Consider the following 23797-nt stretch of genomic DNA (forward strand, 5'->3'; position numbering starts at 1 on the left):
TGGCCTCTCCAAGCCTCTCTAGCACTGCCAATATGAAAAATCCGCTTTCCCGCCAAGACGGTCGAACCGATTTCCTCAACTTGGCGACTAAGGCAGACGGCGGGCTGCCCATGGCTCGCCCTGACACAGGCCTGCCCGCCGGCTATCCTCGGCCGGGGCGGCCGGGACCGTTTGGACTGACTTGCGCCATGCATGCGACCCTTTCGCAGCCGACATTACCGTCATCAGTCCGTCACCTTTTCGCGCCTTTTTTGTTCGTTACGCGGCATCTGTCCGCGGCAAGGAGCCCATCATGATCGGTTTGGTTCGCGCCACAGTGATTTGCGCCACGCTGGCGCTTGGCCTGACGGCGGCGGGGGCCGCGGACAAGGCGTTCAAGCGCGACGAACTCGCCGATTCGGCCACCAAGCTGCAGGCCCAGATCAAGAGCGAGGCGGGGCCGGTTGCCAAATCCTCCGCCACGCTGCGCAACGATGCCGACGCCGCCTTCAAGCGCTCCGACTTTCGGGTCGGCTTGCAGATCCTCGGCCACATCGCCGCCACCACGCCGGAAGACAGTGCAAATTGGCTAAAACTCGCCAAGACCATCTTCCAGATCCGCGCCGCCAGTTCCAGCGAGCAGACCTTCCTGTATGAGCGCGCCTCGACCGCGGCCTACATCGCCTATCAGCGCGCCGGCAACCAGGCCGAGGAGGCCGATGCCTTGGCGGTGCTCGGACGGGCGATGTCCGAGCGCAAGCTGTGGCGCCCGGCGCTGGATGCTCTGCGGCTGTCGCTCGACATGCGCGAGGTCGCCGAGGTCCGCGGCCAGTATGAGAAGATGCGCGACCAGCACGGCTTCCGGCTGCTGGATTACACCGTCGATTCCGACGGGGCCTCGCCGCGGGCCTGTTTCCAGTTCTCCGAGGACCTCGCCAAGCGGGTCGATTTCGCGCCGTTCGTGGCGCTGGCCGGCACCGACAAGCCGGCGCTGACCAGCGAGGGCAAGCAGCTCTGCGTCGACGGGCTGAAGCATGGCGAGCGCTACAACATCAATCTGCGCGCCGGCCTGCCGTCCACGGTCAAGGAGACGCTGCCGAAATCCGCCGAGTTCAATATCTATGTCCGCGACCGCAAGCCGTTCGTGCGCTTCACCGGCCGCGCCTATGTGCTGCCGCGCACCGGCCAGCGCGGCATTCCGCTGGTCAGCGTCAATACGCCTGCTGTGGACGTCAACGTGTTCCGGATCGGCGACCGCAACCTGATCAACACGGTGGTCGACAGCGATTTTCAGAAGACGCTCTCGAGCTACCAACTCTCCGCTCTCGGCGAGGAGCGCGGCGTAAAAGTCTGGTCGGGCGAGCTTGCGACCGCAACCACGCTGAACCAGGATGTGGTGACGGCATTCCCCGTAGATCAAGCGCTCGGCGACCTGCAGCCGGGCGTCTATGTGATGACGGCGGCCGCCAAGGGCCCCGGCAGCAGCAGCGATGATGACGGCTCGCTGGCAACGCAGTGGTTCATCGTCTCCGACATGGGACTGACGGCGTTTTCCGGCAACGACGGCATCCATGTCTTCGTCAATTCACTCGCGTCGACTGACCCGATCGGCAAGGCCGAGGTGCGGCTGGTCGCGCGCAACAACGAGATCCTGGCGACGCGCAAGACCGACGATGCCGGCCATGTGCTGTTCGAGGCGGGCCTGGCGCGCGGCGAGGGCGGGCTGTCGCCGGCGCTGCTGACGGTCATGAGCGACAAGGCCGACTACGCCTTCCTCAGCCTGAAGACCAACGCCTTCGACCTCACCGACCGCGGCGTGTCGGGGCGGGTCGTACCTCCCGGCGCCGACGCCTTCGTCTATGCCGAGCGCGGCGTCTACCGCTCGAACGAGACTGTTTATCTGACTGCGCTGCTCCGCGACGGGCAGGGCAACGCCATGGCCGGTGGGCCGCTGACCCTGGTGATCGAGCGGCCTGATGGCGTCGAATTCCGCCGCGCGCAGCTTCCCGATCAGGGCGCGGGCGGACGCTCCATGGCCGTCGCACTCAATTCGGCGGTCCCGACCGGGACCTGGCGGGTGCGGGCCTTTACCGACCCCAAGGGCTCGTCGGTTGGCGAGACCACCTTCATGGTCGAGGACTATATCCCCGAGCGGATCGAGTTCGACATCTCGGCCAAGGAGAAGATGATCAAGGCTGAAGCTCCGGTTGAACTGAAGGTCGCCGGCAAGTTCCTCTACGGCGCGCCCGCTTCGGGCCTGCAGCTCGAAGGCGACATCCTGGTCGCTCCCGCGGCCGCCGGGCGGCCGGGCTATCCCGGCTATCAGTTCGGCGTGGCCGATGAAGAGACCGCGAGCAACGAGCGGACTCCGATCGAGAACCTGCCCGAAGCCGACGCCAATGGCGTCGCGACCTTCCCGGTCTCGCTGGCCAAGGCGCCGACGTCCACCCGCCCGCAGGAAGCGCAGATATTCATCCGCATGGTGGAGACCGGCGGCCGCGCCGTCGAGCGCAAGCTGGTGCTCCCCGTGGCGCCGCAGGCCGCGCTGATCGGCATCAAGCCGCTATTCGGCGACAAGAGCGTCGCCGAGGGCGACAAGGCCGAATTCGACGTCATATTCGTCGGCCCCGACGGCAAGCAACTTTCGCGGGATGGCCTGCGCTACGAACTGCTCAAGATGGAGTCGCGCTATCAGTGGTACCGTCAGAACTCTTCCTGGGAGTATGAGCCGGTCAAATCGACCAAGCGCGTCGCCGATGGCGACCTGACGTTGGCCGCCGACAAGGCGGCGCGGGTGTCGGTTTCGCCGGAGCCCGGCCGCTATCGCCTCGACGTCAAATCGACCGAAGCGGACGGTCCGGTCACCTCGGTTCAGTTCGATGTCGGCTGGTACTCCGACGGCAGCGCCGATACGCCGGACCTGCTGGAGACCTCGGTCGACAAGCCGGAATACACCTCCGGCGACACGATGGTGGTTTCAGTCAACGCGCGCACCGCGGGCAAGCTGACCGTCAACGTGCTCGGCGATCGCCTGCTGACGACGCAGACCATCGACGTCAAGGAAGGCACCCAGCAGGTCAGGCTGACCGTCGGCAAGGATTGGGGCACCGGCGCCTATGTGCTGGCGACTCTGCGCCGTCCGCTCGATGCCGCGGCGCTGCGGATGCCCGGAAGGGCAATCGGCCTGAAATGGTTCGGCATCGACAAGAAGACCCGCACGCTTGCCGTCGCGCTGTCGCCACCGCCGCTGGTACGGCCCGGTACAAGCCTGAAGATCCCCGTCAAGCTCGGCGGGCTCAACCCCGGCGAGGACGCCAAGATCGTCGTCGCCGCGGTCGACGTCGGCATTCTCAACCTGACCAATTACAAGCCGCCGGCGCCGGACGATTATTATCTCGGCCAGCGCCGTCTCACGGCCGAGATCCGTGACCTCTATGGCCAGTTGATCGACGGCATGCAGGGCACGCGCGGCCAGATCAGGACTGGCGGCGACGGCGCTGGCGCCGAGCTACAGGGCTCACCGCCCACGCAGAAGCCGCTGGCGCTTTATTCCGGCATCGTCACGGTCGGCGCCGACGGCACCGCCGAGATCAGCTTCGACATTCCCGAGTTTGCCGGCACCGCGCGGGTGATGGCGGTGGCGTGGAATGCGACCAAGCTCGGCCGTGCGACCATCGATGTTACGGTGCGCGATCCCGTGGTGCTGACGGCGACGCTGCCGCGCTTCCTGCTCAACGGAGACAAGGGCACGATGAGTTTCGACCTCGACAATGTCGAAGGCGCGCCCGGCGACTACAGCATCAGCGTGAAAACCTCGGGTCCGGTAAAGGTCACGGGTAATCCGACCACGACCGTGAAGCTGGCGGCGAAGCAGCGGACCTCGATGTCGCTGGCGCTCGATGCCGGCGGCGCCGGCACCGCCAATCTCGACGTCGATATCAAAGGCCCGAACGGGCTGACCTTGGCGCGGCACTATGCGCTCGACGTCAAGGCGGCGACGCAGGTGCTGGCGCGGCGTTCGATCCGGACGCTCGCAAAGGGCGAGAGCCTGACGCTGACGTCGGACATGTTCTCGGACCTCGTGTCGGGAACGGGCGGTGTGTCGTTGTCGGTCGGCCTGTCGACGGCGCTCGATGCGGCGACCATCCTGAAGGCGCTCGATCGCTATCCGCACGGCTGCTCCGAGCAGATCACGAGCCGCGCGATGCCGCTGCTCTATGTCAACGACCTCGCGGCGGGTGCGCATCTGGCGATGGATACCGCCGTCGATCAGCGCATCAAGGATGCGATCGAACGGCTGCTGGCGCGACAGGGCTCGAACGGCTCGTTCGGCCTGTGGTCGGCCGGCGGCGACGATGCCTGGCTCGACGCCTATGTGACAGACTTCCTGACGCGGGCCCGTGAAAAGGGCTTTGCGGTGCCGGACGTGCTGTTCAAGAACGCGCTCGACCGCATCAGGAACTCGGTGGTCAACGCCAACGAGCCGGAAAAGGACGGCGGGCGCGATCTGGCCTATGGCCTCTACGTGCTCGCGCGCAATGGCGCAGCGCCGATCGGCGACTTGCGCTATCTCGCGGACACCAAGCTGAGCAACCTCGCGACCCCAATCGCGAAGTCGCAGCTCGCAGCGGCGCTGGCTTTGGTCGGCGACAAGACGCGGGCGGAGCGGGTCTATGGCGCTGCGCTCGACGCGCTGGCGCCGAAGCCTGTGATCGAGTTCGGCCGCGTCGATTACGGCTCGGCGCTGCGCGATGCCGCGGCGCTGGTCTCGCTCGCCAGCGAAGGCAATGCGCCGCGGGCAACGTTGACGCAGGCCGTCCAGCGGGTCGAAGCGGCGCGGGGGCTTACGCCCTACACCTCGACGCAGGAGAATGCGTGGATGGTGCTGGCTGCACGTGCGCTGTCGAAGGAAACGCTGACGCTCGATATCGATGGATCGCCGGCCAAGGCCGCGGTCTATCGCAGCTACAAGGCCGAGGCGCTGGCCGGCAAGCCGGTCAAGATCACCAACACCGGCGATGCACCGGTGCAGGCGGTGGTCTCGGTCTCGGGCTCGCCGGTTACCCCGGAGCCGGCGGCGTCGAACGGCTTCAAGATCGAGCGCAATTACTTCACGCTCGACGGCAAGCCCGCCGATGTCACCAAGGCCAAGCAGAACGATCGCTTTGCCGTGGTGCTGAAGATCACCGAGGCCAAGCCGGAATACGGACACATCATGGTGGCCGACTATCTCCCGGCCGGCCTCGAGATCGACAATCCGCGGCTGGTGTCGTCAGGTGACTCGGGCACGCTGGACTGGATCGAGGACGGCGAGGAGCCGGAACATACCGAGTTCCGCGACGACCGCTTCACGGCGGCGATCGACCGCGCCAGCGACGACCAGTCGGTGTTCACGGTGGCCTACATCGTGCGCGCCGTGTCGCCCGGCAAATACGTGCTGCCGCAGGCCTATGTCGAGGACATGTACAACCCCTCGCGCTACGGCCGCACCGGCACCGGCTCGGTTGAGGTGCGTCCGGCGAAATGAGCGAAGAGTTGCGCCAACAACGGGAAGACGTGGATGCCCGGGCCAAGCCCGGGCACGACGGTGCTGGCAGTGGACGCCGCCACTTCTTCCGGATCGTGGTAGCGCTCGCCTTCTTGCTCATCGTCAGTACCACCGCCTTTACCGCCTGGGTCTTCTCGCTCGGACCGCTGCCGCTGGACGAAGCGCGAAAAGTCTCGACCACGATTGTCGATCGCAACGGCAAGCTGCTGCGCGCCTATGCGATGGCCGACGGCCGCTGGCGGCTGCCGGTGGATGCCAAGACATCGGTCGATCCCGGCTATCTCAAGCTGTTGCTGGCGTATGAAGACCGTCGGTTCTGGTCACATGGCGGCATCGATCCGCTGGCGCTGGGGCGCGCGGCGCTGCAGTTCGGCACGCGCGGCCACATCGTCTCCGGCGGCTCGACGATCACGATGCAGCTGGCTCGGCTGATGGAGCCGCGGCGCGAGCGTTCGATCTCAGCCAAGCTGCGCCAGATGGTGCGCGCGGTTCAGCTCGAGCGGCAACTCAGCAAGGATGAAATCCTCGATCTCTATCTGGCGCTGGCGCCATTCGGCGGCAATCTCGAAGGCATCCGCGCCGCTTCCATCGCCTATTTCGGCAAGGAGCCGAAGCGGCTGTCGCTTGCGGAGGCAGCACTTCTGGTCGCGCTGCCGCAATCGCCGGAGCGCCGCCGGCTCGACCGTCATCCGGAAGCCGCGCACGCCGCGCGCGATCGCGTGCTTGCGCGGATGGTCGAGGATGGCGTGGTGTCGAAGGAGGACGCGGCGCAGGCCAAGGCGGTCTCGGTGCCGCGGCTGCGCAAGCCGATGCCAATTCTGGCGCCGCATTCCTCCGATGCCGCGATGGCGACGGTGAAGGATACGCCGTTGGTGAAGCTGACGCTGGATGCGAGCCTGCAGAAGATGCTGGAGGCCTTGGCGCGCGACCGCGCCGTGGCGCAGGGGCCGAATATCTCGGTCGCCATCATCGCCGTCGACAATGAAAGCGGCGAGGTGCTGGCACGCGTCGGCTCGGCGGATTATTTCGACGAACGCCGCGCCGGACAGGTCGACATGACCCGCGCCGTACGCTCGCCGGGGTCGACGCTGAAACCGTTCATCTATGGGCTCGCCTTCGAGGACGGCTTCGTGCATCCCGAAAGCCTGATCGACGATCGTCCCATTCGCTTCGGCTCCTATGCGCCGGAAAATTTCGACATGACGTTCCAGGGCACGGTGCCGGTGCGCAAGGCGCTGCAGCTCTCGCTGAACGTGCCGGCGATTGCGCTGCTCGATCGCGTCGGCTCCAGCCGGCTGTCGTCGCGGCTGAAGCAGGCCGGCGGCAACCTCGTGCTGCCGAAGGACGAAGCGCCGGGCCTTGCCATGGGTCTCGGCGGCGTCGGCGTCACCTTGCAGGATCTGGCGCAGCTCTATGCCGGACTGGCGCGGCTCGGCGCGGCGCGGCCGCTGCGCGAAATCATGCTCGCCCAAGAAAAGGATAACTCCGACCGCGAGCCGCTGCGGCTGATGGATCAGACCGCGGCCTGGCAGGTTGGCAACGTGCTGCTCGGCACGCCGCCGCCGGAAAACGGCGTGCATAACAGGATCGCGTTCAAGACCGGCACCAGCTACGGCTATCGCGACGCGTGGTCGGTCGGCTTCGACGGCCGCATCACCATCGGCGTGTGGGTGGGGCGCCCCGACGGTGCGCCGGTGCCGGGCCTGGTCGGCCGCATCGCCGCCGCGCCGATCCTGTTCGACGCCTTTGCACGCACCGGAAAAATCCCGGCGGCGCTGCCGAAGGCCCCGAAGGGCGCGCTGATAGCCAGCAATGCCAAGCTGCCGCTGCCGCTCAAGCGCTTCCGCGCGGTCGGCGAACTGATCCGGACCAGCAACGATGCCACGCCGCGCATCCAGTTCCCCCTGAACGGCTCGCGGATCGACGTTGACCGTTCGGGCGACGGGCAGGCCGCCGCGATGCCGGTCAAGGTCGCCGGCGGCGTGCTGCCGCTGACCGTCATGCTGAACGGTACCTCGGTCGGCGAGATCGGCAGCCGCCGCCAGCGGCTGGTGGACCCACCCGGACCGGGCTTTGCCCGGCTGACCGTGATCGATGCGACCGGCGCGGCTGATACCGTGGTGATACGGGTACAGTGAGGAAAAACGCTCTGTTGACCACGACTTAAGGGGTCTGCGGTGTTGTTTGCAGTGCGGTTTCATACTATGCGAACAGCATGGTGGAAACCTTCCAACCCCCACGCTTTGGAGCGGGCCAACAGCCTGTAAAACCTGCGCATTCCGGCCGCAGGCTGGCCCTTGTGTTCGACTTCGCCACGGCCAACCATTTTCGCGCCGTCGTGTTTCTGGTGCTCTGTGGGTTCGTGCTTTTCCTGCCCGGTTTCTTCAACATCCCGGCAATCGACCGCGACGAGGCGCGGTTTGCGCAGGCGACCAAGCAGATGGTCGAGAGCGGGGACATCGTCGACATCCGCTTCCAGGATGACGTGCGCTACAAGAAGCCGGTCGGTATCTATTGGCTGCAGGCGGCTGTGGTCGAGACAGCCTCGTCACTCGGCCTGCCGCGCGCGCAGTTGCGCATCTGGCTCTATCGGATTCCCTCGCTGATCGGCGCCATCGGCGCGGTGCTCCTGACCTACTGGGCGGCGCTCGCCTTTGTCACGCGGCGCGGAGCGGCGCTAGCGGCACTGATGATGTGCAGCTCCGTCCTGCTCGGCGCCGAAGCGCGGCTGGCCAAGACCGACGCGATGCTGCTGTTGACCGTTGTCGCCGCGATGGGGGCGATGGCGCGGGTCTATCTGTCCTGGCAGCGCGGCGAGGACCCGGCGCATCCGCCGTGGATGGCGCCCGCGATCTTCTGGACGGCGCTGGCCGGCGGCATCCTGCTCAAGGGGCCGTTGATCCTGATGTTCGTTGGCCTGACGATCGTGGCGCTCGCGATCCTGGATCGCTCGGCGGCGTGGCTGTGGCGGCTGCGCCTGGTCTGGGGCCTGATGTGGACGCTGGTGCTGGTGCTACCCTGGTTCGTTGCGATCTTCTGGCGCGCGGGCGAGGCGTTCTTCTCCAATTCGCTCGGCGGCGACATGCTGAGCAAGATCGGCGCGCAGGAATCCCACGGCGCGCCGCCGGGCCTCTATCTGCTGTTGTTCTGGGTCACGTTCTGGCCGGGCGCGGCGCTGGCGGGAATGGCGGCGCCGGCGGTATGGCGGGCGCGGCGCGAGCCCGGCGCGCAATATCTCTTGGCGTGGCTGGTCCCGTCATGGATCGTGTTCGAGGCGGTGTTGACCAAGCTGCCGCATTACGTGCTGCCGCTTTATCCGGCGATTGCGATCCTCACTGCCGGCGCGCTGGAGCGCCGCGTGCTGTCGCGGTCCTGGTTGAGGCGCGGCGCCGCCTGGTGGTTCGTCGTTCCCGTGGGGGCAGCCGTGATCGCCGTCATCGGCGCGATCAAGCTGACGCATTACCCGGCGTTTCCCGCCTGGCCGTTCCTGGCGGCGGCGATGATCTTCGGCCTGATCGCGTGGTGGATGTTCGAAGACAGCCGCGCCGAGCGCTCGCTGTTGAATGCCGTGGTCGCCGCGATGTTTCTGGCGGTCGCCATCTACGGCATCGTAATGCCGTCGTTGACCGCGATGTTTCCGAGCGCCGAGGTTGCGCGCGCGCTTCGCAACGTGGTCTGCGTCGGGCCGAAGTCCGCGGCAGCCGGCTTCCACGAGCCGAGCCTCGTCTTCATGGTCGGCACCAGCACGCTGCTCACCGATGGATCTGGCGCGGCCGATTTCCTGGGGCAGGGCAGTTGCCGCTTCGCGCTGGTAGAATCGCGCACCGAACGCGCCTTCGTCCAGCGTGCCGAAGCGATCGGGCTGCGCTACAATGTGGCGAAGCGGATCGAAGGCTATAACATCTCGCAGGGCAAGGCGATCTCGATCGCCATCTTCCGCTCGGAAGGTACGGAATAAGATGCCCGCGAGCCCTGCTGTCGTCGATTCCAGGAACTATCTTTCGCGCTTCGCCACGCTGACGTGGCTGTCACTGGCGCAGCTCGTGCGGTCTCCGTCGCATTCGCGCCGGGCCGAAGCCGCCCGCCGCGCGGCGCGGCACGTGCTGTGGCTGTCGGCGGGTCTCGGTGCTGCGATCATCGTGCTGATGTACGTGATCGACGCGTGGGAAATCAGCCAGATGCCGAAGCGCGGCACACCCTCGCTGTGGTGGGTCCGCATTCTCACCGATTTCGGCAAGGACGAATATGTGCTGGCGGCGCTGGGAATATCGCTGATCGCGGTCGCGATCGCAGCTCCTGCCATGCATGGTGTCCGCCGCTCGCTGCTGCTTGGCCTGGGAACACGGCTGCAGTTCATCTTCTGCGCCGTCGCCGTGTCCAGTCTGGTCACCGAAGTGCTGAAATATAGCGTCGGCCGCGGCCGGCCGTTTGTCGGCGGCGAGGCCAACGCGTTCCACTTCTCGCACTTCGCGGGCAATCCGGCCTATTACAGCTTCCCGTCCGGCCACGCCACGACCGCCTTTGCGCTCGCTTTCGCCGTGTCGGTGGTCTGGCCCCAGGCGCGCCATGCGATGGCCGTCTACGCCGTGATCATCGCGGCGACCCGTCTGGTGCTGCTGGCCCATCATCCGAGCGACGTCGTGGCCGGCGCCCTGGTCGGCATCATCGGCGCGATGTTCGTGCGATACTGGTTCGCGGCCCGCCGGCTCGGATTTGCGATCCAGCGCGACGGCAGCATCGTGTCCCTTGTCGGGCCCTCCTCGGGGCGCCTCAAAAGGGTTGCCCGGGGCGCTTTGGCCCCATAAAAGCGGACGCCGCCTGACGGCCCGATACGCCCGGTTCCGGGGTCTTCCAAACCAACCAGACGAGTACCGATTTGACACCTGCCGACAGAGCTGCGGTCGCCGTTTCAATCGTTGTGCCGGTGCGCAACGAGGCTGATAACGTCGCGCCGCTGATTGCGGAAATCGTCGGCGCGCTCGGCAGCCGCTGGGCCTATGAGATCATTTACGTCAATGACGGTTCGACGGATGCGACTGCCGACCGGCTGGCGGCGCTGATGAAGCAGCACCCGCAGCTCCGGCAACTGAAGCACGCCGCCTCATCAGGGCAATCGGCGGCGGTGCGCAGCGGGGTGCGTGCCGCGCGCGGCGCCATCGTGGCGACGCTGGATGGCGACGGACAGAACAACCCGGCGTTCCTGCCGGACCTGATCGCGGCGGTCGAAAAAGGCGGCGGGCGCATCGGCCTTGCCGCCGGTCAGCGGGTCGGGCGCAAGGACACCGGTTTCAAGAAGCTGCAGTCGCGGATTGCCAATGGCGTGCGCAACTCGATCCTGCGCGACGGCACCCGCGACACCGGCTGCGGACTGAAGGCATTCCCGCGCGAGGTGTTCCTCTCGATGCCCTATTTCGACGGGCTACACCGGTTCCTGCCGGCACTGGTACGCCGCGAAGGCTTCGATATCGCTTACGTGGACGTGATCGACCGCCCGCGCCATTCCGGCGTATCCAATTACGGCTTCCTTGACCGGTTATGGATCGGGATCATGGATCTCGCCGGCGTGTGGTGGCTGATCCGCCGCAAGAAGACGACGCCCGTAGCGACCGAGGTTCTCTGATGCTGATTCAATACGGCGCTGCGCTCGGCGACTATCTCTATGACGTCTTCGTCGCCAAGTTCGACTTCTGGCTGGCCTTCGGGCTGGTCGCGCAATTGCTGTTCACGGCGCGCTTCCTGGTGCAGTGGATCTCGAGCGAGCGCGCCGGACGAAGCGTGATACCGATCGCGTTCTGGTTCTTCTCGATGGGAGGCGGACTGATGACGCTGGTCTACGGCATCGCCAAGCGTGAGCCGGTGATCATCATCGGCCAGGCGGCGGCCACCATCATCTACATCAGAAACATCATGCTGATCGTCAGGCATCGCGGCAAGGCGTCGAAGACGCTGGATCGCTGACGGTCAGCGGGTCGGCGCCGTCGCGGGCAGCGCGGCCAATTCGCTCTCGGCGCTGCGATGGGCGGCGAGTTCGCCGGCGGCGTCCAGCACGGGATAGGCCACCGAGCAGATATGCGAGTGGATGCGCCTGAGGTCGCGCAACACGTCGAGATGAAGCGATGTGGTCTCGATGGTCTCAGGCCGGCCCTCGCGCAAACGGTCGAGGTGCCGTTCGGTGGCCGCAAGCTCCGCGTTGCGCAGCGCGGCCTTTTCGGCCAGCAGCTTTCGCGCCTCGTTGAGGTCGCCCGACATGAACACCCCGAACGCGATCCGAAGCGAATCCATCGTCCGCTTGTGAAAGGCGGAGAGCTCCTCGGCACCTTCAGGAGAGAACTGGAACCGCCGCTTGATCTTCTTGGTGGCGAGTTCGCTGAGATTTTTATCGATGATGTCGCCGATATGCTCGAGGTTGATGGCGAAGGAGACGATCTCCATCGCCCGCTGCCCTTCGCGCTCGTCGAGGCTGCCGCGGGTGAGCTTGGTGACATAGAGCTTGATCGCCTCGTCGAGGCTGTCGACGCTGTTGTCCATCCGCGAGACCTCGTCGACCAGCGCGCGGTCGTTGGTCATCATCGCCGCCATCACCTTGCGCAGCATGATCTCGACGTGATCGCCCATATGCAGCGCCTCGCGGGCGGCATCCGCCAGCGCGAGCGAGGGCGTCTCCAGCGCGCTCTCGTCGAGATAGCGCGGCCCCAGCGCATCCGCCTCCTTGACGCGCTCGGGCAGCAGCTTCTTCAACAGCCGCGCCATGACGTCTAGCAGGCCGATGAAGACAAGAGCGGTCACGACGTTGAAGGCGATGTGGAACAAAGCGGTTGCCTTGGCGGCATCCGGCTGCCACGCGGTCAGGTGATCCACGATCGGCTGCAGGAACGGCGCTACCACCAGGATGCCGATGAGCCGGTTGGCGAGGTTGCCGAGCGGAAGCCGATAGCTCGCGGGATTGTCGCGGCGCGCGCCCTCGACCATCGGATTGATGGCGCTGCCGAGATTGGCCCCCAGCACGAGCGCCAGCGCCGCATAGGGCATGATGAAATGCGCATAGGCCAGCGACATGATCAGCAGCACGCTGGCGACCGACGAATGCACCAGCCAGGTCACGATCGCGGCGAACAGGATGCAGAGCACGGGATCGCCGGTGATGGCGTTCATGAACACGCGAACGCCCGGCGCATTCTCCGCCGGCGCCAGCGTGTTGAGCAGGATGTGCAGCGCCAGCAGCATCAGGCCGAGCCCGATGAAGACGCGGCCGATATCCTTGATGCGCGAGCGCGGCCCGCTGCGGAAGGCGACCAGGCCGATGATGAACAGCACGGGCGCGACGGCGGCGATGTTGAACGACAGGATCTGCACGATCAGCGTGGTGCCGACATTGGCGCCGAGCATGATGGCGAGAGCAGGGACCAGGCTGACGAGTCCCTCCGACGTAAACGAACTCGTGATCAGCGCGGTTGCGGTGCTGCTCTGCAGCAGCGCGGTCAGGCCGAGGCCGGCGCCGAAGGCGGAGAAACGATTGCTGAGGGCCTTTGCCAGCAGCAGGCGCAGGTTCGCCCCGAAAGCGCGCAGGATCCCGCTGTGGACCATATGCAGGCCCCACAGCAGCAACGCCACGCCGCCCATCAGATCGAGAAGAACGAGACTTCCCATGCGCTCAAGTTTCCGCCAAATCGAGTCGAGCGATCAGGCTATCGCCTAACGAGGGGGGATCAACCCTTTAAATTTGCCGAAAATTGCGATGCAGCGGCGTGGCCGCGGGCGGGGTTAACCGATGGTTCGACGGCTCCGCTGTCGGCGAGCGGCGCCGGGTTCGGTAAATGGATTTCGAACATATCGATTACATTGCGCGCCGCCGCGCTAGGCCAATTCCAACAATTCTTCGGTAAAGCTGATCCACCTTCGAGTGAATCACATCGAGCAAGGGCCAGGGTGGACATGTTGGCAGCGAATCGCCGCGCAAGCGTACGTCGTGCGTGCAGAAATTTTGCAAAAATACAGTTCGCGACCGGCGGATTGCCGCGCGACTGCATGATTACGGACATGTCCGATGGCGGCGTGAAGATCATCGCCGAATATCCCGAAATCCCGCCCGAATTCACGGTGATTTTCTCGGAAGGCCGGCCGCGTCAGTGCCGGTTGGCCTGGCGGATCGGCTGCGAACTCGGCGCGCAATTCCTCGACTAGGTTGCCCTGCAGGCGGTTCGGGGCAGGAGCGCATGGGCCGCGGGGCCAGGGCCCGTCAATGGTGATTGATTACCGCAAATGCAGGCGGGTTTAACCTGAATTTAGGGTTAAGCTGGGAACACTGCTGGACAGTTCCCGCCGTGAGTCCCGCTACATGGTCCAGAAGTCATCCTATCCGCCCCGCGTCGCGCGGCATCTCGCCTGCGCATCCATCCTGGCTCTGGCGCTGGGGATCGGCGGCTGCCAGACCTCGGGACTGTCTGATATCACCGGCTCGATCGACGAAAAGGCCGACACCGCTCGCGCCACCGATCCACGCCGCGACATCGAGGTCTATCAGGAACGCTATCGCGCCAATCCCAAGGATGCCGATGCGGCGCTGAAATACGGCAAGGCGCTGCGCGCGACGGGACAGCGGTCGCAGGCGGTTGCGGTGCTCGAACAGGCCTCCATCGCCAATCCCGGCAACAAGCCGCTGCTCGCCGCCTATGGCCGCGCGCTGGCGGACAACGGCAATTTTCAGGAGGCCTTCGACGTGCTCGGCCGCGCCCACAGCCCCGATGATCCCGATTGGCGGCTGCTCTCGGCGCAGGGCGCCACGCTCGATCAACTCGGTCGCTACGAAGAGGCGCGGCAGTATTACGCGAGCGCGCTGAAGATCGCGCCCGATCATCCCTCGGTGCTGTCCAACCTGGGCCTGTCCTACGTGCTTTCGAAGGATCTCGCCAAGGCGGAGGAGACGCTGCGCCGTGCCTCCAGGCTTGCGGGGAACGATCAGCGCGTGCGCGCCAACCTGGCGCTGGCAGTCGGCCTGCAGGGCAATTTCGCCGAAGCGGAAAAGATCGTGAAGGCCGATCTGCCGCCGGCCGAGGCCGCCGCCAACGTCACGCAATTGAAGCGATTGCTGGCGCGGAAGGACAGGGAAAACGCGCGCGCCGAGGCCGACAAGATGCCAATCGCCGCGGCCGGGCGCACCGACTGACCTCGATCGGTTCTGATTGAATCAGAACCGATCGAGGCAATCCATTTCGTTTGAATGGCTATCGGTGTCAGCGGGCAGGCCCGCTGAACGCCGTTGCTTGCTCAAGCCCTGCGGGCTGTCGCGCCCTGAAGCTTCTTGAGCAGCGGCGCCAGCAATGACGTCCGCTTGGTCACGGCATGGCCCGTCATGCGCTGCGCAATCTGCAGGAACATCTGGGTGGTGCGATGCTTGGCTGAGATCTGCGCGATCATCTGGCCGTTATTGGCGGCGGTGCCGAACATCTTCGAATCGAACGGAATGGCGGCGATCGGCTGGCTCTCGATCGCCTTGGCGAATTCGCGTGTGGTGATCTCCGGACGCTTGTGCATGCCGACCTGGTTAAGGCAATAGAGTGGCGGCCGGTCGTTAGGCCGCGCCGCCTTCAGGACGTTCAGCATGTTCTTGGTGTTGCGCATGTTGGCCAGATCGGGTTCGGCGACGATCAGAATGTCGTCCGCGCCGACCAGCGTGCGCTTGGTCCATGCCGACCATTGATGCGGCACGTCTAGCACGATGCAGGGGGTCGTCATGCGCATCGTATCGAAGATCGCGTCGAATGCATCGGCGCCGAAATCGTAGACCTGATCCAGCGTCGCCGGCGCCGCCAGCAGGTTGAGGCGGTCGGTGCATTTCGCCAGCAGACGCTCCATGAAGGCGGAGTCCGGCCGCTCCTGCTGGAAGACCGCGTTGGCGATGCCCTGAACCGGGTCCTGGTTGTAATCGAGGCTGGCGGTGCCGAAGGCGAGGTCGAGATCGATCACGACGGAGTCGAGCGCAAGATCGCGCGCGATCGCCCAGGCGACGTTATGCGCGACGGTGGATGCGCCGACGCCGCCCTTGGCGCCGACGACCGCAACGATACGGCCGACCGCGACGGCTTCGGAGGCCGCGTAAAGGCCGCATATCGCACGCACGACGTCGATCGGCCCGATCGGTCCGGTCACGTAGTCGCTGACGCCGCGCCGCACCAGCTCGCGATAGGGCGTCATGTCGTTGGCACTGCCGATCACGACGACGCGCGTTCCGGCGTCGCACACGGAGGCGAGTTCATCGAGCCCTTCGAGAATGTCGGTGCCGGGATCGCTCTCCAGCAGGATCACGTTCGGCGTCGGTGCCGTGTGGTAAGCCTCGATGGCGGCGGCAATGCCGCCCATGTGAACCGAAAGGTGGGCCTTGCCGAGACGGCGGTCTTCGCTCGCCGCGCGCACCGCCGTCGCGATGGCGACGCTGGCGCAGAAGGCCTGCACCGATACGCGTGGCGCCGGCGAGATGTATTCCTCGGGCTGCGCCGGCGTTTCGTCCAGTTGATCGTCGGATTTTTGAAAGACGCGGCTGATCATTTGCCTGTATCGCTGAGTTTGGCCTTGTCGGATTCGGGATAGGTGGTCTCGGTCGCCGTGCCCTTGCGGTATTTGTCAAAGGCGATGTTGCGCCGCGATGTATAAGCGGGGCTCTCGGGACGCGGCTGTTCGAGATCGGCGGGATTGTCGATCATCGCGGCGAGGTTGCGCTGGGTGGCGCAGCCGAAATTGTGATAGGAGCGGTTTTCGTTGTAGCCGACGTTATCGATGTTCGGCCCGAGGTCTTGCGGCCACAGGCCGCAAGGACCGGCCACCGCCCTGATCTTCGGATAACTCAGCCTGATCGTCGGCAATGTGCGGGGATCGTCGGGATAGTAGTGACGCAACGAGATAGCGCGCGAGGGCACGCCGCCCGCCATCAGCACGGACCGGATTTCCTGATACGACGCCGCAGCCGCGCGTGCGTTCGCCGTGTCGATTGGAACATCGGCGATGATTGCGCCGGTCCCTTCGCGCGTCCAGGTTTGCGCGAGTCCCATGACGTCGGCGCGCTGCGGCCCGGAGAGGCCGCCGCGGCCACGGCCGACGAACACGACGATCGATTGGTTGGCTTCGGTCACCGCAATCGGATGGCGATGGCGGTAATCTTCCGGAACGCTCGCGGTCGTCACGACTTCCGTGGACTGCCAGGTGCAGGCACCGAGTGTCGCCGAAAGGCTGAGGAGGGCGCCAAGCAGCCCTGCGGCTCTGATGCGATGGAGCGGTATTCTCGTTGTCATCGTTTCTGTCCTCGTCCCCACGCGTTGAACAGTTCTGAATTTCAATCGATGATGAAGCCGAAATTGCCCTGGACGCCGGCAACGGGGTCGACGCGGGCGGCGACACCGTAGATGCGGTTGATGCGCCCGAGCAGCGCAGACTGGGAATCGGATGCCGGCGCGAAGCCGTCATCGGGGCGCGACAATTCTTTCTGCGCGACCGCACGCACGACATAGGGCGTCACCAGCACCATCAGTTCGGTCTGGTTGTCGATGAAGTCCTGGCTGCGGAACAACTGGCCCAGAACCGGCAACTGATCGAGTCCCGGCAGGCCGTTGATGGCCTGCTTGGTCTGCTCCTGGATCAGGCCGGCCATCGCCATCGAGCCGCCGGAGGGTATTTCCAGCGTGGTCTCGGCGCGGCGGGTCTTGATCGAGGGAATGGTCGTTCCATTCTGGCCGCCGGTCAGGGCGTTTTCGGTCGAGACTTCCGACACTTCCGTCATCACGCGCAGGCTGATCCGCCCCTCGGAGAGTACGACCGGCGTGAAGTTGAGCGAGATGCCGAATTTCTTGAAAGCGACTGTCTGGATGCACCCGCTGATGACACCAGTCGTTGCGTTGGTGTTGCAGGTCACGCCGGTCGGAATGGGAAATTCGCCGCCTGAGATAAACGTTGCGGATTCTCCGGAGATCGCTGTCAGATTTGGTTCGGCGAGCGTCTTCACAACACCGGCCTTCTCCATCGCGCGAAGCACGGCCGTGACCGACGAACCGCCCTGCAGCATAAGGCCATTGCCGGGCACGAGGGCCGCGTTGTTCGCCGTGAAGGGATTGGCATTGTTGAAGGTCACGTTCGTATTGCCGATGTTGAACTTGGCGCCGAGGTCGATGCCCATCTGCTTGACGACATCCCGCCGAACTTCCGCGACAGTGACCTTCAACATCACCTGGTCGCGGCCGCGAACGACGATCGAGTTGACGACCTTCTCGGATCCGCCGACCAGCCGCGCGGCGATCTCGCCGGCCTGCTGGGCTTCGACCGGGCTCGACACCGAGCCGGTCAGCAGCACGCTGTCGCCGACGCCCTCGATCTGAATCCCCGGTAGCGACTGCTTCAGCGCGGCGCGCACGCCGTTGAGGTCACGCTTGACCGCGATGTCGTAGGAAGCGATCTGCTGACCGTCGCCGTCGAAGAACACCACGTTGGTCTGGCCGACGGCGCCGCCGATGATATAGGCGCGTTGCGGGGAGCGAATGACGGCATTGGCGATCTTCGGATCGGCGACCAGCACATCCTTGACGTCGCGCGGCAGGTCAACGACCACCGACTTGCCGATGCCGAGCGCCAGGAAGCGCATCTTGACCGGGCCGATGGCGGAAGTCGTTACCGGATCCTTCTCGGTTTCGGCTGCGACCACGGGCAGCAACGGCCCGAGCGCCAGCGTGGCGACGGCCGACAATAACAGTGCGCGCGCCGCCACGGTTCGCATCGCTGACTGACTTACCCCAAACTTCATCTCAGCCGTCCTTTCGGTCACTTCTGTGCCGTCGTTTGACTAGAGACTCCGTAGCGAACCACGGAGACGCTCTCTTTTCGTTTTTGAGTCTGTTCGTCGGTACGGCCTTCGGCCGCATTGGCATCGGTGATGCTGCGCAGCGCAAGCGACAGCGTGCCGCTCTGGCGCGCCCGCGCCATCGTCTCGGCCTGCTCGGGCTTCAGTTCGAGCGTGACGGTGCGGCCGACGAGGGAGTTCATGCCCTCTTTTTCCTTTGGCGCCTGATCGATCGCGAGCACGCGGATGTTGGAGAGAATGATGTCCGACTGGATGACGTCGCCTCCCTTGCCGTCCGGATTCTTCTCGCGCCTGGAGAGGATGACGTCGACGCGGTCGTTGGGTAGGATGAAGCCACCGGCGCCGGTTTCCGGCGAGATCTCGGTCGAGAGTGCGCGCATGCCGGTCGGCAGGATGGCTGCCATGAAGCCGGAGCCGTTGGCCTTGACCAGTTTCTGTTCGCGGATCGGTTCGCCAGCGAAGAACGGGTTGCGCGCGATCGAGCCGGCGAATTCATTGATGGCCTCGGCCTTGCTCGCGCGATCGATCATGTTGCTGTTGGCGGTCGCGGCCGGCCAGGCCTGCCATTGCAGGTCCTCGGGCTTGACTGCCTGGCCGAGCCCGATGTCGGACTTCGCGACCAGAATTTCCACTGTCGGCAAATTGGCGACCGGTTCGGCCGGCGGTTGCGATTTGTCTTCGGTGCCACGGGCGAGATAGGCGGCGACACCGCCTGCACTCAGTGCGATGGCCAGAACGACGAGACGTGCGATGTTCATACGCTTACGATCTACTCTTACGCCGGGACGCCCCAACGGCACGGCAGTGAAGGTCCCCGAAGGCCATGACTAGGCATCAAAGGTATAAGGGAACTTGAGGGGTGACCGATTTGGCCGATCGCAGGGGCGGGATTCACGGTCATGGTGAACGACTGGTTATCGTTCAGGAGAAGGCTGCTTCCCGCAAAAACCCGGACAGCCGCTCAGTGCGGGCGCGCGCTACCGGTCGAACTCATCAATGTGGATGGACGTGTGCTTGCGATCAGGCCTCAGGCCTGACGCAGCTATGATGCGCGAGTTTGTTCGAGAGGTGCGGTTTCCGCGAAGCCGGCCTGCAAGACCTCTTCGCGCTTGTGGCGCAGATGCGCGCGCAGGATATGCGACAGCCCGACGCCGTCGCGGCGTTGCAGGGCGTTGAGGATCGCTTCGTGCTCCTGCACAGCCAGCGCCCAGCGCCGCGGCGTCATCGGCGTGACGTAACGTGCACGGCGAATGCGGGCGGTGACGGATTCATACAGGCCTGACAGCACCGGGTTGCCGGCAGCCGTGATGATCGCCTCGTGGATGAAGCGGTTGCAGCGATAGTACTGCAACAGATCGCGATCTCCGTAGTGCCGCACCATCGCGGCATGCGCATCGGCGACGCCGGCGATCTCGGCATCCGTGATGCGCTCGCAGGCGAGTTCGCCGGCCAGGGCTTCGAGCCCCTGGCACACCTCGAACAGATCGCGCATGTCCTTGTCGGTCAGTCTCGCCGCGCGCGAGCCGCGGTTCGGCAGCAACTGGACCAGGCCCTCGGCGGCAAGCACCTTGAGGGCTTCGCGCAGCGGCGTGCGCGAGATCTGCAGCTTTTCACAGAGGTCGCGCTCGGGAATCCGCGCGCCGGGCGGGATCTCGCCATCGAGCAGCATGGCGCGTACGCGGCCGACGACTTCCTCATGCAGCATCGGTCAAAAGATCCAATTTGAATGCAAAAATGGCTATATCACCGGCATTTCGTCAATTCTAGCTTGATAAAGCCTAATTTTGCATTCAGAATGGTAAAAATCAATTAAGAAAGGCCGTCGGGATGGATCAGGACGTAACGGTACGGGAGGATGACCTCCTGTTTGCCCTCGACGACGGCATCGGCCGGGTAACCTTCAACCGGCCACAGGCGCGCAACGCCTTCACCTTCGAGATGTACGAGCGGCTGGCCGAGATCTGCGAACGCGCCAACCGCGACCATGCGATCAAGGTGCTGCTGCTGCGGGGCGCCGGCGACAAGGCGTTTGCGGCCGGTACCGACATCAACCAATTCCGTGCCTTCAAGACGCCGCAGGATGCGATCGATTATGAGAACCGCATCGATCGCGTCCTCGGCATTCTCGAAACATGCCGGGTGCCGACCATTGCCGCCATCAACGGCGCCTGCACCGGTGGCGGCGCGGGCATTGCGGCCTGCTGCGATCTGCGCATCGGCACCCGAAGCACGCGAATTGGGTTTCCGATCGCGCGCACGCTCGGCAATTGCCTGTCGATGTCGAATGTCGGCCGCATCACCGCGTTGATCGGTCCGGCGCGCGTCAAGGATCTGATCTTCACCGCACGGCTGGTCGAAGCCGAGGAGGCGGCCTCGTTGGGCCTGCTCAACGAAGTGGTCAACGATCTGGCTGCGCTCGACAAGCGCGCCGACGAGATCGCGCGGCTCGTTGCCGGCCACGCGCCGCTGACGCTGAGCGCGACCAAGCAGGCGGTTGCGCGCTTGCAGAAACGGCTGACGCGCGACGAGGGCGAGGACCTCATCCTGATGTGCTACACCAGCCAGGATTTCCGTGAAGGGCGCGACGCGTTTCTCACCAAGCGCGCGCCGCAATGGCGTGGCCAATAGGAGCCCGCATGTCCCTTCATGACGACACCACGCCGCCTTCGGGGCCGCTCGCCGGCCTCAAGGTCATCGATCTCACCCATGTGATGGCGGGGCCGACCTGCACGCTGATGCTCGCCGACATGGGCGCCGACGTCATCAAGATCGAGAAATGGCCGAACGGCGACGACACGCGGCACTCAGTGCCGCCGAAGATCGGCGACGAGGCGGCCTCGTTCCTGATGATGAACCGCAACAAGCGCGGCATCGTGCTCGACCTGAAAACCGCAGGCGGCAAGGAAGTGCTGCGGCGGCTGATCGCGGGCGCCGACGTGCTGGTCGAGAATTTCGCGCCGGGCGCGATGGAGCGGCTCGGCTTTGGCTATCAGGAACTACACCGGGAATTTCCGGCGCTGATCTATTGCTCGCTGTCCGGCTTCGGCCGCACCGGCCCGTACAAGCATCGCCGCGGCTTCGATCTGGTTGCGCAAGCGATGAGCGGCATCATGAGCTTCACGGGCGAACGGCCGGACGGGCCGCCGGTCAAATGCGGCCCGCCGCTATCAGATATCACCGCCGGACTGCTGGCCAGCATGGGGATCCTTGCCGCCTATTCGCATCGGCTCAAAACCGGCGAAGGGCAATGGGTGGAGACCTCGCTCTACGAGGCGGCGCTGGTCCAGACCTACTGGCAGTCGACCATTGCGCTCGCCAGCAATGTGGCGCCGCGCGCCATGGGCTCGGCTCATCCGCTCAACGCGCCGTATCAGGCGTTCGAGGCATCCGACGGCTGGCTCGTGGTCGGCGGCGCCAACAAGAAGCATTGGCTGTTGATGCTGGAAGCGCTTGGCGCGCTGGAACTGGCTTCCGACCCGCGCTTCGTCAACGGCTCCGACCGGATGGCGAACCTGAAGGAGCTCGAAGCCGAACTGAGCCGGCGCTTCCGAACGCAGACGCGGGCGCATTGGCTGGCGGCACTCGACGAGAAGGGCGTGCCGTGCGGCCCCGTGCACGACATGCTGGAAGCGCTGAACGATCCGCAGACGCTCGCGCGCGACATGGTGGTCGAGGTCGAACATTCGACGCTCGGGCCGGTGAAGACGATCGGATTGCCGGTCAAGTTCTCGGCGACGCCCGGCAAGGTGCGTTCGGGCGCGCCTGTTTATGGCGAGCATACGCGCGAGGTGCTGCGCGAGCATGGTTTTGATCAGGCAGAGATCGACGCGTTCGAGCGGGAGGGCGCGATCGTCGCCGCATCAGTCGATCGCAAGGAACAGGTCGCCTGACGAGAAAACGAGAATATCAACGACAACAAAAACTGCCTACCGGGAGGAAGCCATGAAGATCACGTCAAAGCTGCTGCTGTCCACGGCAGCGTTCATGCTCGCGGGCGCGCTTCCGGCCGATGCTGCCTGGCAGCCGCAGAAGCCGATCGAGTTCGTCGCCACCGCCGGGCCGGGCGGTGGCACCGACAATCTCGCCCGCGCCGTGCAGAGCATCATCACCAAATACAAGATGACCGACCAGCCGGTCGTCGTCGTCAACAAGGGCGGCGGCAGCGGGGCGGAAGGCTATGTCTACGGCAAGGCGTCCGCCGGCGATCCTTATAAGGTAATCTTCGGCACCTCGAACGCATGGCAGCAGCCGCTCGTCTCCAAGGTCGCCTTCAACTACACCGATCTCACGCCCATCGCGGCGATGGCGCAGGACGAGTTCCTGCTCTGGGTGAAACAGGATGCGCCCTACAAGACTGCGGGCGATTTTCTCAAGGCGGCCGCCGCGACCGAGTTCAAGATGGGCGGCGCCCAGTCCAAGGACACCGACGAGGTGCTGACGCGGATGATCGAAAAGGCGGCGCACGTCAAATTCACCTACATCCCCTTCAAGAGCGGCGCCGAGGCTGCCGTGCAACTGGCCGGCGGCCATATCGATGCGCACGTCAACAACCCCTCCGAAAGCCTCGGGCAATGGCGCGGCAGCACCCAGCGCCCGCTCTGTGCCTTCAGCCCGAAGCGGCTGCCGCAAGGGCCGAAAGTCACGACATCGGAAGGCTGGAGCGACGTGCCGACCTGTGTCGAGCAGGGGCTCGCGATTTCGCAATATGAGCAGCCGCGCACAGTCTGGCTGCCCGGCAAGGTCAGCCCGGATCAGGCGGCCTATTACGTCGATCTCATGAAGAAGGTGCAGGCGACGCCTGAATGGAAGGAGTACATCGAGAAGACCTCGCAGGTTGATACCTTCCTGACCGGCACCGCATTCAACGACTTCATCAAGCAGGATCTCGAACATATCAAGCAGGTCGCGGGCGAGCAGGGCTGGCTGGTGAAGTAGGGCAGGACGCGATGATCTCTCGACGTGCGCTCGAGATAGCCGCCGCGGTGCTGACCGGAATCTTCGGTGCGGTGGTCATCGTGTCCAGCCTCGACAACGGCATCGGCTGGTCGAGCGCCGGCGTCGATGCCGGTACGTTTCCGTTCCTGACCGGGGTGATCATCGTGCTCGGCAGCCTCTACAATCTGGGGCAGGGCGCGCTCGGACGCGGCACCCTCTTCATCGTCAGGGTGGCCGTCACGCCGTCCGAGTTGCGTCGCCTCGCGGGATTGTTCGTTCCAGCCGCGATCTTCGTTGCCGTCATTCCAATGGTCGGAATGTATCTCGCCTCGGCGGGCTATGTTTTTGCGGTCCTGGCATTGCCGAAACAACAATCGGTTTTGCGCGCGCTCGTCATCGCCGCGGTTACGCCGCTGGCGCTCTACGTCGTGTTCGAGCGCATGTTCCAGGTGTCGCTGCCGCACGGCGCGCTCGCCGCCGCGTTCGGTTTCTGAAGG

At 65.1% G+C, this 23797-nt stretch carries 19 protein-coding genes; 12 read left to right on the forward strand and 7 right to left on the reverse strand.

The genetic code is table 11. The features are described 5' to 3' along the window. Positions 1 to 292 precede the first annotated feature (292 nt). From LMTR21_RS20215 to LMTR21_RS20240, 6 genes are all read left to right on the forward strand, one after another. Complete coding sequence (locus tag LMTR21_RS20215; RefSeq protein WP_065756221.1) at positions 293 to 5506, forward strand: alpha-2-macroglobulin family protein; 5214 nt, start codon at positions 293 to 295, stop codon at positions 5504 to 5506. Continuing rightward, on the forward strand, positions 5503 to 7665 hold the full coding sequence (gene pbpC, locus LMTR21_RS20220) for a penicillin-binding protein 1C (RefSeq protein WP_148635987.1): 2163 nt from the start codon (positions 5503 to 5505) through the stop codon (positions 7663 to 7665). Before LMTR21_RS20215 ends, pbpC begins: the two co-directional genes overlap by 4 nt. 77 nt (positions 7666 to 7742) lie before the next feature. After that, positions 7743 to 9485 (forward strand): ArnT family glycosyltransferase, encoded by a 1743-nt coding sequence (locus LMTR21_RS20225; protein WP_065756219.1) that lies wholly within the window; start codon positions 7743 to 7745, stop codon positions 9483 to 9485. Between the two features lies 1 nt (position 9486). Beyond that, complete coding sequence (locus LMTR21_RS20230; protein ID WP_065756218.1) at positions 9487 to 10332, forward strand: phosphatase PAP2 family protein; 846 nt, start codon at positions 9487 to 9489, stop codon at positions 10330 to 10332. 71 nt (positions 10333 to 10403) lie between these two features. After that, entirely contained in the window at positions 10404 to 11147 is a 744-nt protein-coding gene (locus LMTR21_RS20235; protein ID WP_065756217.1) for a glycosyltransferase family 2 protein, read from the forward strand. Then, positions 11147 to 11485: a lipid-A-disaccharide synthase N-terminal domain-containing protein gene (locus LMTR21_RS20240; RefSeq protein WP_065756216.1), complete on the forward strand. Its 339-nt coding sequence runs from the start codon at positions 11147 to 11149 to the stop codon at positions 11483 to 11485. Before LMTR21_RS20235 ends, LMTR21_RS20240 begins: the two co-directional genes overlap by 1 nt. A 3-nt stretch (positions 11486 to 11488) precedes the next feature. On the opposite strand, the gene LMTR21_RS20245 is transcribed toward LMTR21_RS20240, so the two are convergent. Both LMTR21_RS20245 and LMTR21_RS40915 read right to left on the reverse strand, forming a co-directional pair. After that, positions 11489 to 13174 carry a Na/Pi cotransporter family protein gene (locus LMTR21_RS20245; RefSeq protein WP_065756215.1) on the reverse strand — a complete coding sequence of 562 codons (1686 nt, stop codon included), beginning with the start codon at positions 13172 to 13174 and terminating at the stop codon, positions 11489 to 11491. 59 nt (positions 13175 to 13233) lie between these two features. Continuing rightward, a complete protein-coding gene (locus tag LMTR21_RS40915; protein WP_246173938.1) occupies positions 13234 to 13590 on the reverse strand; it encodes a hypothetical protein in 357 nt (118 codons plus the stop codon). On the opposite strand from LMTR21_RS40915, the gene LMTR21_RS41470 reads away from it, so the two are divergent. Next, positions 13580 to 13708, forward strand: a complete 129-nt coding sequence (locus LMTR21_RS41470) for a hypothetical protein (protein ID WP_283813491.1) — start codon at positions 13580 to 13582, stop codon at positions 13706 to 13708. The genes LMTR21_RS40915 and LMTR21_RS41470 overlap by 11 nt on opposite strands. Positions 13709 to 13862: 154 nt before the next feature. Then, entirely contained in the window at positions 13863 to 14690 is an 828-nt protein-coding gene (locus LMTR21_RS20250) for a tetratricopeptide repeat protein (RefSeq protein ID WP_065756213.1), read from the forward strand. A 101-nt stretch (positions 14691 to 14791) separates the two neighbouring features. Here the strand turns inward: LMTR21_RS20250 and LMTR21_RS20255 are convergent, their stop codons facing one another. The 5 genes from LMTR21_RS20255 to LMTR21_RS20275 all read right to left on the reverse strand — a co-directional run bounded on the left by LMTR21_RS20255 (position 14792) and on the right by LMTR21_RS20275 (position 20070). Continuing rightward, positions 14792 to 16069, reverse strand: coding sequence for a CpaE/TadZ family protein (locus tag LMTR21_RS20255; RefSeq protein WP_065756212.1), 1278 nt, complete (start codon positions 16067 to 16069; stop codon positions 14792 to 14794). Further along, positions 16066 to 16809 (reverse strand): CpaD family pilus assembly protein, encoded by a 744-nt coding sequence (locus tag LMTR21_RS20260; RefSeq protein ID WP_065756211.1) that lies wholly within the window; start codon positions 16807 to 16809, stop codon positions 16066 to 16068. Before LMTR21_RS20260 ends, LMTR21_RS20255 begins: the two co-directional genes overlap by 4 nt. A gap of 41 nt (positions 16810 to 16850) precedes the next feature. Beyond that, a complete protein-coding gene (locus LMTR21_RS20265) occupies positions 16851 to 18308 on the reverse strand; it encodes a type II and III secretion system protein family protein (RefSeq protein WP_187399147.1) in 1458 nt (485 codons plus the stop codon). 17 nt (positions 18309 to 18325) lie between these two features. After that, on the reverse strand, positions 18326 to 19123 hold the full coding sequence (gene cpaB / locus LMTR21_RS20270; protein WP_065756209.1) for a Flp pilus assembly protein CpaB: 798 nt from the start codon (positions 19121 to 19123) through the stop codon (positions 18326 to 18328). A 284-nt stretch (positions 19124 to 19407) separates the two neighbouring features. Then, entirely contained in the window at positions 19408 to 20070 is a 663-nt protein-coding gene (locus tag LMTR21_RS20275) for a GntR family transcriptional regulator (RefSeq protein ID WP_065756208.1), read from the reverse strand. Positions 20071 to 20192: 122 nt separating this feature from the next. On the opposite strand from LMTR21_RS20275, the gene LMTR21_RS20280 reads away from it, so the two are divergent. The 4 genes from LMTR21_RS20280 to LMTR21_RS20295 are packed head-to-tail and all read left to right on the forward strand — an operon-like array spanning position 20193 to position 23794. Continuing rightward, entirely contained in the window at positions 20193 to 20993 is an 801-nt protein-coding gene (locus LMTR21_RS20280; RefSeq protein ID WP_065756207.1) for an enoyl-CoA hydratase/isomerase family protein, read from the forward strand. 8 nt (positions 20994 to 21001) lie between these two features. Continuing rightward, a complete protein-coding gene (locus LMTR21_RS20285; protein ID WP_065756206.1) occupies positions 21002 to 22255 on the forward strand; it encodes a CaiB/BaiF CoA transferase family protein in 1254 nt (417 codons plus the stop codon). 52 nt (positions 22256 to 22307) lie between these two features. Next, complete coding sequence (locus LMTR21_RS20290; RefSeq protein ID WP_065756205.1) at positions 22308 to 23300, forward strand: Bug family tripartite tricarboxylate transporter substrate binding protein; 993 nt, start codon at positions 22308 to 22310, stop codon at positions 23298 to 23300. Between the two features lie 11 nt (positions 23301 to 23311). After that, entirely contained in the window at positions 23312 to 23794 is a 483-nt protein-coding gene (locus LMTR21_RS20295) for a tripartite tricarboxylate transporter TctB family protein (RefSeq protein WP_065756204.1), read from the forward strand. Positions 23795 to 23797 lie beyond the last annotated feature (3 nt).

The organism is Bradyrhizobium paxllaeri (assembly GCF_001693515.2).
GTDB lineage: Bacteria > Pseudomonadota > Alphaproteobacteria > Rhizobiales > Xanthobacteraceae > Bradyrhizobium > Bradyrhizobium paxllaeri.

Excerpts from the sequence above, each read along its gene's own strand:
- LMTR21_RS20215 (WP_065756221.1), top strand. The coding sequence starts at position 293 with ATGATCGGTTTGGTTCGCGCCACAGTGATTTGCGCCACGCTGGCGCTT.
- pbpC (WP_148635987.1), top strand. The coding sequence starts at position 5,503 with ATGAGCGAAGAGTTGCGCCAACAACGGGAAGACGTGGATGCCCGGGCC.
- LMTR21_RS20225 (WP_065756219.1), top strand. The coding sequence starts at position 7,743 with ATGGTGGAAACCTTCCAACCCCCACGCTTTGGAGCGGGCCAACAGCCT.
- LMTR21_RS20230 (WP_065756218.1), top strand. The coding sequence starts at position 9,487 with ATGCCCGCGAGCCCTGCTGTCGTCGATTCCAGGAACTATCTTTCGCGC.
- LMTR21_RS20240 (WP_065756216.1), top strand. The coding sequence starts at position 11,147 with ATGCTGATTCAATACGGCGCTGCGCTCGGCGACTATCTCTATGACGTC.
- LMTR21_RS20245 (WP_065756215.1), bottom strand. The coding sequence starts at position 13,174 with ATGGGAAGTCTCGTTCTTCTCGATCTGATGGGCGGCGTGGCGTTGCTG.
- LMTR21_RS40915 (WP_246173938.1), bottom strand. The coding sequence starts at position 13,590 with ATGATCTTCACGCCGCCATCGGACATGTCCGTAATCATGCAGTCGCGC.
- LMTR21_RS20250 (WP_065756213.1), top strand. The coding sequence starts at position 13,863 with ATGGTCCAGAAGTCATCCTATCCGCCCCGCGTCGCGCGGCATCTCGCC.
- LMTR21_RS20255 (WP_065756212.1), bottom strand. The coding sequence starts at position 16,069 with ATGATCAGCCGCGTCTTTCAAAAATCCGACGATCAACTGGACGAAACG.
- LMTR21_RS20260 (WP_065756211.1), bottom strand. The coding sequence starts at position 16,809 with ATGACAACGAGAATACCGCTCCATCGCATCAGAGCCGCAGGGCTGCTT.
- LMTR21_RS20265 (WP_187399147.1), bottom strand. The coding sequence starts at position 18,308 with ATGAAGTTTGGGGTAAGTCAGTCAGCGATGCGAACCGTGGCGGCGCGC.
- cpaB (WP_065756209.1), bottom strand. The coding sequence starts at position 19,123 with ATGAACATCGCACGTCTCGTCGTTCTGGCCATCGCACTGAGTGCAGGC.
- LMTR21_RS20275 (WP_065756208.1), bottom strand. The coding sequence starts at position 20,070 with ATGCTGCATGAGGAAGTCGTCGGCCGCGTACGCGCCATGCTGCTCGAT.
- LMTR21_RS20280 (WP_065756207.1), top strand. The coding sequence starts at position 20,193 with ATGGATCAGGACGTAACGGTACGGGAGGATGACCTCCTGTTTGCCCTC.
- LMTR21_RS20285 (WP_065756206.1), top strand. The coding sequence starts at position 21,002 with ATGTCCCTTCATGACGACACCACGCCGCCTTCGGGGCCGCTCGCCGGC.
- LMTR21_RS20290 (WP_065756205.1), top strand. The coding sequence starts at position 22,308 with ATGAAGATCACGTCAAAGCTGCTGCTGTCCACGGCAGCGTTCATGCTC.
- LMTR21_RS20295 (WP_065756204.1), top strand. The coding sequence starts at position 23,312 with ATGATCTCTCGACGTGCGCTCGAGATAGCCGCCGCGGTGCTGACCGGA.